Source organism: Aeromonas sp. 102P, assembly GCF_051920345.1.
Classification (GTDB): Bacteria; Pseudomonadota; Gammaproteobacteria; order Enterobacterales; family Aeromonadaceae; genus Aeromonas; species Aeromonas veronii.
Genome location: NZ_JBQBCZ010000001.1, coordinates 3854652 through 3868760 on the forward strand (window position 1 = coordinate 3854652; position 14109 = coordinate 3868760).

The 14109-nt window shown below is 58.0% G+C and carries 11 protein-coding genes and 1 tRNA gene; 8 read left to right on the forward strand and 4 right to left on the reverse strand.

The features are described 5' to 3' along the window. Positions 1-84: 84 nt before the first annotated feature. From ACTG1K_RS18055 to ACTG1K_RS18075, 5 genes are read left to right on the forward strand one after another with little or no spacing between them, the layout of a single operon-like run. Positions 85-1935 carry a type I restriction-modification system subunit M gene (locus ACTG1K_RS18055; RefSeq protein ID WP_244053585.1) on the forward strand — a complete coding sequence of 617 codons (1851 nt, stop codon included), beginning with the start codon at positions 85-87 and terminating at the stop codon, positions 1933-1935. Further along, positions 1925-3250: a restriction endonuclease subunit S gene (locus tag ACTG1K_RS18060; RefSeq protein WP_244058997.1), complete on the forward strand. Its 1326-nt coding sequence runs from the start codon at positions 1925-1927 to the stop codon at positions 3248-3250. The genes ACTG1K_RS18055 and ACTG1K_RS18060 overlap by 11 nt, the downstream gene beginning before the upstream one ends. Next, positions 3247-5016, forward strand: coding sequence for an McrB family protein (locus ACTG1K_RS18065; protein ID WP_244053588.1), 1770 nt, complete (start codon positions 3247-3249; stop codon positions 5014-5016). Before ACTG1K_RS18060 ends, ACTG1K_RS18065 begins: the two co-directional genes overlap by 4 nt. Further along, positions 5013-6341 (forward strand): McrC family protein, encoded by a 1329-nt coding sequence (locus tag ACTG1K_RS18070; protein WP_440006250.1) that lies wholly within the window; start codon positions 5013-5015, stop codon positions 6339-6341. Before ACTG1K_RS18065 ends, ACTG1K_RS18070 begins: the two co-directional genes overlap by 4 nt. Positions 6342-6374: 33 nt before the next feature. Beyond that, the gene (locus ACTG1K_RS18075) at positions 6375-9473 is read left to right on the forward strand and encodes a type I restriction endonuclease subunit R (protein WP_440006252.1); all 3099 of its coding nucleotides are present in this window, start codon (positions 6375-6377) and stop codon (positions 9471-9473) included. A gap of 54 nt (positions 9474-9527) precedes the next feature. Here ACTG1K_RS18075 and ACTG1K_RS18080 read toward each other — a convergent pair whose 3' ends face one another. Then, positions 9528-9812: an acyl-CoA synthetase gene (locus ACTG1K_RS18080; RefSeq protein ID WP_113721844.1), complete on the reverse strand. Its 285-nt coding sequence runs from the start codon at positions 9810-9812 to the stop codon at positions 9528-9530. A 170-nt stretch (positions 9813-9982) separates the two neighbouring features. Further along, positions 9983-10171: a DUF3283 family protein gene (locus tag ACTG1K_RS18085; RefSeq protein WP_029303587.1), complete on the reverse strand. Its 189-nt coding sequence runs from the start codon at positions 10169-10171 to the stop codon at positions 9983-9985. Positions 10172-10286: 115 nt separating this feature from the next. On the opposite strand from ACTG1K_RS18085, the gene umuD reads away from it, so the two are divergent. Together umuD and umuC are read left to right on the forward strand one after the other, a co-directional pair. Continuing rightward, positions 10287-10730 carry a translesion error-prone DNA polymerase V autoproteolytic subunit gene (umuD, locus tag ACTG1K_RS18090; protein WP_029303586.1) on the forward strand — a complete coding sequence of 148 codons (444 nt, stop codon included), beginning with the start codon at positions 10287-10289 and terminating at the stop codon, positions 10728-10730. Further along, on the forward strand, positions 10711-11970 hold the full coding sequence (umuC, locus tag ACTG1K_RS18095; protein ID WP_029303585.1) for a translesion error-prone DNA polymerase V subunit UmuC: 1260 nt from the start codon (positions 10711-10713) through the stop codon (positions 11968-11970). The genes umuD and umuC overlap by 20 nt, the downstream gene beginning before the upstream one ends. A 111-nt stretch (positions 11971-12081) precedes the next feature. Here the strand turns inward: umuC and ACTG1K_RS18100 are convergent. Together ACTG1K_RS18100 and ACTG1K_RS18105 are read right to left on the reverse strand one after the other, a co-directional pair. Continuing rightward, positions 12082-12157: transfer RNA gene (locus tag ACTG1K_RS18100), tRNA-Thr, on the reverse strand. A gap of 88 nt (positions 12158-12245) precedes the next feature. Further along, a complete protein-coding gene (locus ACTG1K_RS18105) occupies positions 12246-12986 on the reverse strand; it encodes a phosphatase (protein ID WP_429238594.1) in 741 nt (246 codons plus the stop codon). A gap of 461 nt (positions 12987-13447) precedes the next feature. Between ACTG1K_RS18105 and ACTG1K_RS18110 the strand changes: the two genes are divergently transcribed. After that, positions 13448-14101 (forward strand): TetR/AcrR family transcriptional regulator, encoded by a 654-nt coding sequence (locus ACTG1K_RS18110; protein WP_245095416.1) that lies wholly within the window; start codon positions 13448-13450, stop codon positions 14099-14101. Positions 14102-14109 lie beyond the last annotated feature (8 nt).

Genomic DNA, 14109 nt, shown 5'->3' on the forward strand with positions numbered 1-14109 from the left:
TCAGTCTGACGACTTGGCCCGCATCCTCACTTTGGCTTTCGCGCAGGTGGGCTGTGACGGCAACACGCATAACCGGAGAACCCCATGACCTACCCCAACGAGCTCAGCCTGGCGCTGCTGGCCGCCGTTCCTGAAGATGGCAGCAGTATCGGCAACCAAGCCCTGATGGAAACCTTGAAAGCCCAATTCAGCGACCTGACCGATGAGGTATTTACCGCCGCACGCGATGCCCTACTGGAACAGGGCGTACTGCGCAAGGGGCGCGGTCGGGGCGGGGCTGTGCTCCGGGTGTTGGATGGCGAAGCAGCCGCTGCAGCACCACGCAAAGCGAAAGCCAGTGGAAAGGGCAAGCAGGCCAAGGATGAGCCGCAAGTTACCGGTATCGAGGGGCTGAAGAAGACCCTGTGGGCTGCCGCAGACAAGCTGCGTGCCGACATGGACGCCGCCGAGTACAAGCACATCGTGCTGGGCCTTATCTTCCTCAAGTACATCTCCGACTCCTTCGCTGCCCGTCGAAGCGAACTGACCCGCCGCTTTGCCGATGAGAGCGACGAGTACTTCCTCTACGACTGTGACGATGAGCTGCTGGCCGAGGAGCTGGAAGATCGCGACTACTACCGTGAGGTGAACGCCTTCTGGGTACCGGAAGGGGCCCGTTGGGAGGGGCTGCGCGCCCATGCCAAGCAGGCCGATATCGGCAAGCGCATTGACGATGCGCTGACCCTGATCGAGCAGGAGAACCCACGGCTCAAGGGCATCCTCGACAAGCGCTACGCCCGTGCCCAGTTGCCCGATGGCAAGCTCGGCGAGCTGGTGGATCTGGTTTCCAAGATTGGCTTTGGCAGTGATGTCAGTGAAGCCCGCGACATCCTGGGGCAGGTTTACGAGTACTTCCTTGGCGAGTTTGCCAGTGCCGAGGGCAAGAAGGGGGGCCAGTTCTACACGCCTGCCAGCATCGTCAAGACACTGGTGGCGGTACTTGCTCCCCATCATGGTCAGGTCTACGACCCCTGCTGCGGTTCAGGCGGCATGTTCGTGCAGTCGGAGAGGTTTATCGAAGCCCATGGCGGCAAGCTGGGTGATGTCTCCATCTACGGTCAGGAGTCGAACCCGACCACTTGGCGGCTGGCGGCGATGAACCTCGCCATCCAGGGGATGGACTACAACCTCGGGCGCGAAAACGGTGATACCTTCACCCGCAATCAGCACCCGGACTTGCGGGCTGACTTTGTGCTGGCCAACCCGCCGTTCAATATCAGCGACTGGTGGCATGGTAGCCTCGAGGGGGATCCACGCTGGGTCTACGGCACGCCGCCTGCGGGCAACGCCAACTACGCCTGGCTGCAGCATATGCTCTACCACCTCAAGCCAACTGGCCGTGCCGGTATCGTGTTGGCCAACGGTTCCATGAGCTCTAGCCAGAATAGCGAGGGCGACATTCGCCGTGCCATGGTGGAGGCGGACGTGGTGGAGTGTATGGTGGCCCTGCCGGGTCAGCTCTTCACCAACACCCAGATCCCCGCCTGCCTCTGGTTCCTTGCCAAGAACAAGACCCGCCGCCAAGGCGAGGTGCTGTTTATCGATGCCCGCAAACTGGGCACCATGACCAGCCGGGTGCAGTGCGAACTCGATGAGCACGCGATTGCCCGTATTGCCGATACCTTCCACGCGTGGAAAGGGGACGGGGAGTGCGATCAGTCTTACGAGGATGTCGCGGGATTCTGCCGCAGCGTAACCTTGGCTGAGATCGCCGAACACGGCCATGTGTTGACCCCTGGCCGCTATGTAGGGGCCGAAGAGGTGGAGGAGGACGATGAGGCCTTTGCCGACAAGATGGCGCGCTTGACCAAGCAACTGGGTGATCAGATTACCAAGGGAGCCGAGCTGGACCAGTTGATTAGACAGAAGCTGGGAGGGCTGGGGTATGAGTTCTGAGTGGCGCACTTTCCGTATTCAAGATATTGCTGCCGAAATGGGGGATGCCCCATTTGGGAGTAACCTGAAAAGTCATGATTACACCGAAACGGGTGCACTCGTTGTGCAAGGAAAAAATATCCAAGGTCGATCATGTGATTGGTCAGATAGACGCTATGTTAGCGTTGATAAATATCAGCAGTTGGTTCGGCATCAATGCAAAGAGGGGGACCTAGTTTTTCCTAAAGTTGGGACGATTGGTAAGGTCGGTATACTTAGTACGGCAAAAGGAATTGAACACTACCTACTCTCCACAAACACTATGAGGCTCCGAGTAAACGACAAGGTCGCGTGTCGTGATTTTGTCTATTACTATTTTGCTTGGCCTCGTACATCTGACTCGATCAAAGCTCATAACGCGAATTCAGTTCAGCCAGTTTTTAACTTCACGTCGTTAAAGAACTTTGAGATTACACTTCCCCCGCTTGAAGAACAGCGGTGTGCAAGCGCTTTTCTTTGTGCGCTCGACGACCGCATCGCTCTGCTGCGCGAGACCAGCGCCACGTTGGAGGCCATCGCACAGGCGTTGTTCAAGTCGTGGTTTGTCGACTTCGACCCGGTTCATGCCCGTACTCGTGAGGAGCAACCGGCAGGTCTGGCCCCCGAGGTCGCAGCCCTGTTCCCCGACAGCTTCGAAGAATCCCCGTTGGGCTTGGTGCCGAGGGGGTGGAGCCTATCCCAATTGAGCGAGGCCTATGAAATCAATCCAACACGAAAGCTGAAGAAAGGGGAGATGGCACCTTATCTGGACATGGCAAGTGTTGCGACGAGTGGGCATACCGTAGCTGGGGTGTCAGACCGCGAGATGGGTTCTGGCACCAAGTTTATCAACGGTGATACCTTGCTGGCACGGATCACGCCTTGCCTTGAGAATGGCAAAACAGCGTTTGTTGATTTCCTATCCCAAGAGCAAACTGGATGGGGGTCTACCGAGTTTGTGGTGTTACGCCCGAAGGCTCCATTACCGGCCTACCATGGCTACCTCTTGGCTCGTCACCCGGCATTTCGTGAACACGCAATCCAAAGTATGTCTGGTACGAGTGGGCGTCAGCGTGTGCAAAATGACGTATTGGGTCGTTATCTCGTCATCGTTCCTAGTGAAAAGGTGGCAATGGCATTTAACGATGTCATTTCCCCTCTCCAACAGAAGATTACCGAAAACCATCGGCAAGCCCAAACCCTCGCCAATTTGCGCGATACCCTGCTACCCCGCCTGATCACCGGCCAACTGCGCCTGCCGGATGCCGAGGCAATGGTTGCGGAGGCGCAAGCATGATACTCGCAACTGAGGCGCACTCCGCTACGCTTGTCGTCAAGTTGACCCAGGGGGCTGTTGATAATGGCTATATCAGCATCGGGCGCAACCAATTTGCCTTCTTTCCTGTGGATGTTATAGCGAATGACCAAGGTGAAGCAGATGCAGCTATTGAGCTGGTTTTGCCAACCGGAGAGAAGGTCACTACCGCCGTGCTGGGTAAGTTTGGCCGGTTGCAGAAACGCTTTGGAACCATGTTCAAGCAGTTGTCTGTATGTGCTGGCGATCAGTTGCAATTGGCCCGGATAGGCTCTGACCCCTATCGGTATCAACTTACCCATATTCCGAATGGCTCGATTATGACTCCTCCCACCCCATCCGCATCGCAGCAGGACGCTCCCATGCCACAACTTGCACCATCCCCACTCAACCAGATCCTCTATGGTCCCCCCGGCACCGGCAAGACCTACCACACCATCAACAAGGCGCTGGCCATTCTCGACCCCGTCTGGCTGGCCGAGCACGAGACGGATCGCCAAGCCTTGAAGACGCGTTTTGATGAGCTGGTAAAGGAGGGGCGTATCGACTTTGTGACCTTCCACCAGAGCTTCAGCTACGAGGACTTCGTTGAAGGGCTGCGGGCGTTTACCCGAGAGGACGGCTCTCTGGAGTACCGGGTTGAGCCGGGCGTCTTTGCTCAGCTATGTGAGCTAGCTCAGAGCGAGTTTGCAGTGGTGCAGAATGAGACGCCAGCGGGTGACCCGTTCGACAGGGCGCTGCAGGAGCTGCAACGGCGCAGTGAGCAGGCCGAAGACCACCTGTTGCAGATGAAGACCGATAAGGGGATGCACTTTAAGGCGCGTTACAATCCCAAAAAAAGGACATTCAGCGTCTTTCAGCAAGACAACGGCATCGAAGGCTCGCGCTCCAGTGGCAACATGAAAAATGTCCGCCATCTCTACTACACGGGTGATCGGGGGGCGAGTGGCCCGTCTTACGTGAAGGGGATGCTCGACTACCTGGTTGAGTACTGCAATTTGCCTGATCCCAAGCATCGCGGCTTAGCACCGAAAAAACCATCCCAGCGCAAGCCATTCGTGTTGATTATCGATGAGATCAACCGGGGCAATGTATCGCGCATCTTCGGTGAGCTGATTACCCTGATTGAGCCAAGTAAGCGGGCTGGGCGCGACGAGGCGCTCAGTACCACGCTGCCCTACTCCAAGGACACCTTTAGCGTTCCTGACAACCTCTACCTTATCGGCACCATGAACACCGCCGACCGCTCCTTGGCCGGACTCGATATCGCGCTGCGTCGGCGCTTTGTGTTTGAAGAGATGCCGCCCAGGGCCGAGCTGCTTGATGGCGTTGTCATCGAGGAAGAGGGGCACAAGGTAGACGTAGGCCGCTTGCTGCGCACGCTGAACCAGCGCATCGAGGTGCTGTTGGACCGCGACCATTGCCTCGGTCATGCCTACTTTATGCCGCTCAAAGCGGCTGCCAAGCCAACCTTGGCGCAGTTGGGATACATCTTCCAGCATCAGATCCTGCCGCTATTGCAGGAGTACTTCTTTGAGGACTGGCAGCGCATCGCCTGGGTGCTCAATGATCATCGCAAGAGCCGCGCTGAGGCGATGTTCCTCGAGGCGCCCAAGCTCGAACTCAAGACCCTGCTTGGTGATATAGCGGTTGGGGGACAACGCCAACGTTGGAGCATCAATGAGAAGGCGTTTAGGCGTATTGAAGCCTATGCCTTGACCATCGAGGGTGACAAGGGGGCGCAGTGAAGGCTCCCATCACGGTTCGTGAGTATGGTCGGCTAACCGTTAGAGATAACGCTGTTGATACGCTGACGCTTGCCCATATAGACCGGGTTGATTTCGATTGGCTATGTCAGTTGAGCCAGCGCTACAAGGTATGCCATACACCCGCTCTTGCGCAGGTGGAAGATAGCCGGACCTTGCAACTGGACAACTACGTGGGGGTGATAGAGACCCCCACCGGGCAGGTTATCGAGATCCTGCCCAAGACCGCCAATGAGGATGACCCACTCGAGGATGGTCGTGAGTTGATCCGCCGGATGCTGGAACGAGCCCTGGATCTGCCCCCCCGTGAAACGGCGGAGGCGTCGCTGGAACGCTTTGATATGCCGCTCAACGAGTGGGTTATCGCGCGCTTTCTGGCCGAGCTCGATCAACTGGTCAAACGCGGCGTGCGCAGTGACTATCAGCGCCTTGAGGCGACCGAGCCGTTCTTGCGTGGTCAGCTGGATGTCGCCCGGCAGATGCGCCAGCCACCGGGCCGGGGCCACCACTTTGCGTTACGTTACGACCTCTTCTTGCCCGACCGGGCCGAGAACCGGCTGCTCAAGCGGGCGCTGGAGACCGTCGCCAATGCGACTCAGCACCCGGATAACTGGCGGTTGGCACAGGAGCTGCGCCACTTGCTGGTGGATGTGCCTGCCAGCCTCGACGTGGAAGGGGACTTCAGACTGTGGCGACATGACCGCTTGATGGCCCACTATCAAGGGGTTCGGCCGTGGTGTGAGCTTATCCTCTATCGTGCCATGCCGAGTGCCCTGAATGGCGAGTGGCGCGGCATCAGCCTGCTGTTCCCCATGGAGAAGCTGTTCGAGCGCTATGTAGAGTCGTGCCTGCGTGAACAGCTGTTGCCCGATGCCAACCTCAAGGCCCAGGTGGCCAGTCAGTACCTTTGCTCCCAGCAAGGCAAGCAGATGTTCCGGTTACAGCCGGACCTCTTGTTGCAGCACGGCAGCAAGCGTTGGGTGATGGATGTGAAGTGGAAGCGGCTCGATAGCAACGACCATGACGGCAAGTACGGCATCAGCCAGGGTGACCTCTACCAGCTGTACGCTTATGGCCACAAGTACCTGACCGAGCAAGATGATGGTCATCTGGTATTGATTTATCCATCATGGAGCCAGCTCAAAGTTCCACTCGAACCTTTTTGTTATGATGCCCGCCTGACGTTGTGGGTCTTGCCGTTTGACTTGGCTGCCAGTTCGTCCCACCGGCTGATATTGCCATGCCAGCCGGTGGCGGATTCTGCGTGCGAACTGCGTTTGCCACTGAGGCCCACCGAGCCCGCCTGACGGGCGTTTCTCCCTGTTGATGAGTGATGGTGCATGACCGAAGATCAGTTGGAACAAGAGGTGCTGGGGTGGTTGGCCGAAGTCGGCTATCGCGTGGTGTGTGGCTACGACGTTGCCCCCGATTCTGATAACCCGTGGCGTGAGCAGTTCCAGCAAGTGCTGCTGCGCGAGCGCTTGCGGGAGGCGATTGCCCGGCTCAACCCCTCCGTGCCGCTGGTGGCGCGTGAAGATGCGCTGACCCAAGTGGTCAACCTCGATACCCCAGCGCTGCTGTCGGCCAACCGGGCATTTCACCGCTTGCTGGTGAATGGAGTGCCAGTCCAGTACCAGCGCGATGGCGAAACGGTGGGGGACTTTGTCCGCCTCGTTGACTTCGAGCAGCCCACCGCCAACGAGTGGCTCGCCATCAACCAGTTCTCTATCAAGGGGCCCAAACACACCCGCCGCCCCGACATCATCCTCTTCATCAACGGGCTGCCGCTGGTGGTGCTGGAGCTCAAGAACCCGGCCGACGTGCATGCCGACATCTGGAAGGCATTCGACCAACTGCAGACCTACAAGGAGCAGATCCCCGACCTGTTCCAGTACAACGAGATCATGATTGCCTCCGATGGTAGCGAGGCGCGGATGGGATCGCTGTCTGCGGATGCCGAACGCTTTATGCAGTGGCGCACTGTGGATGGGGTCAACCTCGACCCCTACGGCGAGTTTGGCGAGCTGGAGACCATGGTGCGCGGCATTCTGACCCCGGCCATGTTGCTCGATTACCTGCGCTTCTTCGTGCTGTTTGAAGATGATGGCCGGTTGGTCAAGAAGATCGCCGGTTACCATCAGTTCCATGCAGTCAGGGCGGCCATCGCGCAGGTGGTGCTCGCATCGCGTCCAGACGGCAGCCACAAGGGCGGGGTGGTGTGGCATACCCAGGGCAGTGGCAAGAGCATCACCATGACCTGCTTTGCGGCCCGGGTGATGCGAGACGCCGCGATGGAGAACCCGACCATCGTCGTCATCACTGACCGCAATGACCTTGATGGCCAGCTGTTCGGGGTCTTCTCACTCTCGCAAGATCTGCTGCGCGAGGAGCCGGTGCAAGTGAGTACGCGAGGTGACCTGCGTGACAAGCTTGGCAACAGGCCCTCCGGTGGCATCGTGTTCACGACCATCCAGAAGTTCATGCCCGGCGAGGATGAGGACACGTTCCCTGTGCTCAGCGACCGCGCCAACATCGTGGTCATCGCGGATGAAGCACATCGAACCCAGTACGGTTTCAGCGCCTCGCTCAAAGCGCCAGGCAAGGTTGCAGAAGGGGCTGCGCGCTATCAGGTCGGGTATGCACAGCACTTGCGCGACGCGCTGCCCAACGCGACGTTCGTGGCCTTTACCGGTACGCCCGTATCAGCGGAAGACCGCGACACTCGCGCCGTCTTTGGCGACTACATCCACGTCTACGACATGCAGCAGGCCAAGGACGATGGTGCCACGGTTGCCATCTACTACGAGTCACGCTTGGCCAAGTTGTCACTTAATAACGAAGAGCTTCCCCACATCGACGACGAAGTGGATGAGTTGGCCGAGGATGAGGAAGAGAGCGAGCAGGCCAAGCTTAAGTCACGGTGGGCAGCCTTGGAGAAGGTGGTTGGCAGCAAGCCAAGAATTGAGCGGGTTGCCGCCGATCTGGTGGCCCACTTCGAAGAGCGCAATCAGGCGCAGCATGGCAAGGCCATGGTGGTCGCCATGAGCCGCGAGATTTGCGTGCACTTGTATGATGCCATCGTGGCCCTGCGCCCCGACTGGCATGACCCGGACCCCGACAAGGGGGCCATCAAGATCGTGATGACCGGTAGCGCTTCTGACAAGGCATTGCTGCGGCCCCACATCCATGCCACCCAAGTGAAGAAACGGCTGGAGAAGCGGTTCAAAGACCCGAGTGACCCGCTCAAGCTGGTCATCGTGCGTGATATGTGGCTGACCGGCTTCGATGCGCCCTGCGTGCATACCCTCTATGTGGACAAGCCGATGAAGGGCCACAACCTGATGCAGGCGATTGCACGGGTGAACCGGGTGTTCAAGGACAAGCAAGGCGGGCTGGTGGTCGATTACATCGGGATCGCCAACGAGCTCAAGAGCGCCATCAAGGAGTACACCGCCAGCAAAGGACGGGGCAAGCCGACCGTCGATGCCCATGAGGCCTACGCGGTGTTGGAGGAGAAACTCGATATCCTGCGCGCCCTGCTGCATGGCTTTGATTACAGCGACTACCTCACCGGTGGCCACAAGCTGCTCGCCGGGGCCGCCAACTTTATTCTTGGCCTTGAGGATGGCAAGAAGCGCTTTGCCGACAACGCGCTGGCGATGAGCAAGGCGTTCACGCTCTGCTGCACCCTTGACGAGGCCAAGGCAGTGCGGGAAGAAGTGGCCTTCTTGCAGGCGGTCAAAGTGTTGTTGACCAAGAAGGCGATCTCCCAAAAGAAGAAAACCGACGAAGAGCGCGACTTGGCCATTCGCCAGATCATCGGCAATGCGGTGGTATCGGGCGATGTGGTCGATGTGTTTGAAGCGGTGGGGCTCGACAAGCCCAATATCGGCCTGCTCGATGATGAGTTTCTGGCCGAGGTGCGCAACCTGCCGGAGCGCAATCTTGCGGTGGAGTTGCTGGAGCGACTGCTGGAGGGGGAGATCAAGTCGAAGTTCGCGACCAACCTCTCCCAGGAGAAGAAGTTCTCGGAGATGCTGACCAAGGTGATCGCACGCTATCAGAACCGCTCCATCGAAACCGCACAGGTGATCGAGGAGCTGATCGACATGGCCAAGAAGTTTGCCGCCGTAAGCAAGCGGGGGCAGGCCTTGGGCCTTAACGATGACGAGCTCGCCTTCTATGATGCGTTGGCCAACAACGAGGCGTCAGTGCGTGAGCTGGGGGACGAGATACTGGCCAAGATAGCCCATGAGCTGACAGCCAACCTGCGCCGTAGCGTGACCGTGGATTGGAGCAGCCGCGAAAGCGTGCGCGCCAAACTGCGGCTGATGGTCAAGCGCATCCTGCGCAAGTACAAGTACCCGCCAGACCAGCAGGAAGAGGCTGCTCAGCTGGTTCTGGCGCAGGCAGAGAGCTTGTGTGAGGTGTGGTGTTGAGTGGGGGAGGCGCGAGCCTCCCTCACCTTATCTATCAAGATGTGTAGATATGGCTTACTTCAGTATGACGCTGCCTGAAGGTATCTGGTTGGCCTCTTCGAGGCTCAGGTAGCGTGGGCCTTGTACGCTGGCCAGTGACTTGAATAACCACGGATGCGGCTTTAGCCAAGCTTTGGTGTCTTCGTAAACGTCTCCACCGACCACGAAGTAACGACCATCACACCCGTCATCGTGTAGTTCATTGGCATCAGGTGTCGAGAGTTTCAGCTGGCAGCCTTCGATGACAACCACGACTTGAGACTTGTAAACCCCAATGACGGTGGAGATTTTGTTGGCCATATCACTTGAAACCCGCCAAGCGCTAATGGCGCCCTTGTAAGCACCTCGGCTGGAGTAGGTCTCTACCAAGTTGACTACCAATGCCGTCACAATACGTACCTCGTTAAGTTGTTTGGAATGCGGTTTGTTGCTAGTGACCTGCATAGCCACCGATGAACGTGTTGATAGGGTCAGCGCGACTTGAAGTAGGCGACCTTTTCAAGGAAGTAGCGACCCAGTTCACCTTGATGTTGGTTCGCTTCGCTTTCTGCGCTGGCCAAGTGACCGTTGCGCTCCTTCCATACCGCATATGCGGCGGCCTTCTCGACCTCGACCCGTTCTTGCTGCTCTTTCGGTAGAGCACACAGATTGTGACTCATACTGACCTCTTTGTTATTTGTTGGCGCCATGGTACGCCATCACTGGCATGCGGGACTTGCGCTGGTTCAAAGGTGGTGCGCTATAATGCCTGTATATAAACACAGGTATTTTGCCATGAAGCTGTTAACCCCAGACCCATCACCCGCCGAGGTGACCATCCCGCTGTTCTTGCACCGCGCCTCTTGCGGCTTTCCCAGCCCAGCCAGCGACTATCTGGAAGGGAAGTTGGACCTCAACACCCACTGCGTGGCCCACCCTGCAGCAACCTTCTATCTGCGTGCCGAGGGGGAGAGCATGACCGGGGTCGGCATCTTTCCCGGTGACTTGCTGGTGGTCGATAAGAGCCTCACCCCGCGCCATGGTGATGTGGTGATTGCACAACTCGATGGCGGCTTCACGGTAAAGACCTTGCAGCTCAAGCCGAGGTTGCGGCTGTTGCCAGCCAATCCGGCGTTCGCGCCTATCGACCCTTGTATGAGTCTCTCCCTGGAGTTGTTCGGAGTGGTCACCCATGTGATTGGCAATCTGAGGCAGCGTGATGGCTATAGCGCTCGTTGATGTAAACAACTTCTACGCCAGCTGTGAGCGGTTGTTTCGCCCTGAGCTGCGTGGCCGCCCGATCGTGGTGCTCTCCAACAACGATGGATGCGTGGTGTCGCGCAGCCCCGAAGCCAAGGCGATGGGTATCAAGATGGCCGGGCCCTACTTCAAGATCCGCGAGCAGTTCGAGGCGCATGGCGGTGTGGCATTCAGCTCCAACTACGCGCTCTATGGAGACATGTCTGGCAGGGTGATGAGCACGTTGGAGACCATGGCCCCCGAGCTGGAGGTCTACTCTATCGATGAAGCATTCCTGTCACTGTCGGAGTCGTTTGCCGGGGACCTCATAGCCTATGGGCAACAGATCCGGCAGCGAGTGTGGCAGTGGACCGGCCTAACGGTAGGGGTTGGGATCGGCCCCACCAAGACCCTTGCTAAGCTGGCCAACTATGCAGCCAAAAAATGGCCTGCCACAGGCGGCGTCGTGGATTTGCGTGACGAGCTGCGCCGTGCACGGCTGATGGCTATCACCCCGGTGGACGAGGTGTGGGGCATAGGACGGCGCTTGGGAGCCAAGTTGGTGGCACAAGGCATCAACACCGTTGCTGACCTGGTGGCTAGCGACGCCAAAGGGTTACGCGCCCAATACGGCGTGGTGGTCGAGCGAATCGTACAGGAGCTGCGTGGCCTGCCTTGCGCAGAGCTGACCGTTGAACCGGCGGCGAAGCAGCAGATCCTCTCGAGCCGTTCCTTTGGTGAGCGCGTGACTGACCGTGGAGAAATGGCCCAAGCGTTGTCAGGCTTTATGGCTCGCGCAGCCGAGAAGTTGCGGGCCGAGGGGATGTGTTGCCAACGGGTGCACCTGTTCGTGCGAACCAGCCCCTTTGACGAACGAGCTCCTTACTACAGTGAGCAGGCTGGCGTCCGACTGGTCTGCCCTAGCGATGATACCCGGTTGCTGCTGCAGCAAGTGAACGTGCTGCTACCGCAGATTTGGCGCGACGGTTACCGCTATCAGAAGGGGGGCGTCATGCTGAGTGAGTTCACCCCCAAGGGGCAGCAACAGGCCGATCTGTTTGCCCCGTCCTCCGCTCAATCAGATGCGCTGATGGCAGTGATGGACCAGATCAAAGCCAAGGGATTGGGGCGCGTAGGCTTTGCCAGCCAAGGCACGGGGTCGCCTGAGTGGATGATGCGACAAGAGCACCTGAGCCCCTGTTACACCACACGCTGGGAGGACCTGCCGGTGGCCAGGTAAGTGGATACAGTAATGTGCCTACCGTTTGCTAGATGTGGTACCCCACGTGGTACCCCAAGCCAAAATGCACAAAGGGTTAGCTTCACCAAGAAGCTAACCCTTTGTTTTATCTGGTGCCGATAAGGGGAATCGAACTCCTGACCTTCGCATTACGAATGCGCTGCTCTACCAACTGAGCTATACCGGCTTGTTGCTCTCCACATTCATAAAAAATGACCGGCAAGTCAATTGAGCCAACTCGATTTTATGAGTTGGCTCATGGTGTTAGAGCCGATTTACAGATCGGAAAACTCGGGGATATGGGCGCGGCCGCGGCTTTCGAGAAATTCGAGCAGGGCGCGGGGGGAGCGCACCAGGATCCGCTCTTGCGGGAAGCCCGCTTCGGTCACCAGACGGTGGCAGTGGTCAAAATCGCCAAGGGTAAATGCCACGTGGGAATCAGAGCCGAAGGTAAGATAGGCCCCCAGATCTCGCGCAGCTTCAACGATGGCACGGCAGTTGCCTTCGCTCCCCGGGCGCGAGTGAATGAAAGAGGAGTTGTTGATCTCCAGCGCGACCCGATAGTCAGCTGCCGCCTTGACCACCGCCTGAATATCGATGGGAAATGAAGGGTTGCCCGGGTGGCTGATCATATCGACCCGGCCGCTCTTGATGGCGTTGATCATCGCCTGGGTGTGGGTAGCCTGATCGCAGGGAGGGAATACCTGCTCATGAAAGCCCGCCATGATCATGTCGAGGCGCGACTCGTAACGCTCGGGAAAATCGATCTCCCCCTCCAGGTTTTTGATGTTGGCCTCGATACCCCGCAGGATCCCTACCCCATCCACCACTCTTGGCAATATCGGCAAGTTGGCAAAATGCCAGACATGAGGGGCATCGGCCATCTCGGGGCCATGATCCGTGGTGGCGAACAGCTTGATCCCCTTGGCCCTGGCTATCGGCAGATAGTCGTGGATGGTGCTGTAGGCATGGGTGCTGGCAATGGTGTGAGTGTGGGTATCGACCGGGTACTTCATCTTCTCTCCCCTCATATTTTGAAAGGGCAGCATAGCAAAGAGCGGCAGCTTGGGCCACGCCAGTGCTTGCCACACTTTGTCACAAAATACCGCGAAGCTGACATAGTCTGAGGGGCTCTGGCTGGCATACTGCCTCCGTCGATACATGCCTGAACTCGCATCGACAGTTTGCCGTCAGGATGACGCGAACTCACTTTCCCCACCGTCGCGCCCTGCGGCGGTTTTTTTTGCCTGCAAACCGGTAACAGACGCGCAAAAAAAGGCCCAACTAGCAAGAAGCAGGTTGGGCGAGACTTAATGTTTAATTGCAGTGGCATAGATATAGAGTCCTGCTTTTTGACTAAGTTCCGCCCACTTTGCTTTTTTCATCGAAAAACATTCCGCTAACACTCATTCACATTCTCTTGACACTTCACGTTATGAAACGTACTTTTTAAACATTCGTTTAAGTGAGGTGTCCAGTGAGTAAAATCGATACCAAAAACCGTATTCTCGACGCCGCTGAAGTGCTGTTTGCCGAGCGGGGATTCGCCGATACCTCTTTGCGTCTGATCACCAGTGAAGCCGACGTCAATCTGGCGTCGGTGAATTATCACTTCGGCTCCAAGAAGGAGCTGATCCAGGCGGTACTCGACCGCTATCTGAGCCTGTTTATGCCCGATCTCGATGCCCGCCTGCGGGTACTGATGGAGCAGGAGCAGCTGACCCTGCTGCAACTGTTTGAAAGCTTTGTCGAGCCGCTGATGAAGCTCTCGGCGGTGCGGGCCAACGGCCCGGCCATCTTTATGCAGTTGCTGGGACGCGGCTATATCGACAGCCAGGGCCACCTGCGCCGCTTTATCACCGCCCACTACGGCCCCATTTTGCAGCGGATCACCCAGGCCATCTCCAAGGCCAATCCGGCCCTGTCGCCCGCGGATCTCTTCTGGCGCCTGCACTTCACTCTGGGCACCGTCGTATTCACCATGGCCTCTGCCGATGCCCTGCGCGACATCGCCCTGGCCGACTTTGGCCAGCAGCTCGATGTGGAAGGGCTGGTGCGCAACGTTATTCCTTATCTGGCGTCCGGAGTCGGGGCGCCCGTGGAGTCGACCAGGTTCTCCCTGGCCGTGTAACAACCAAC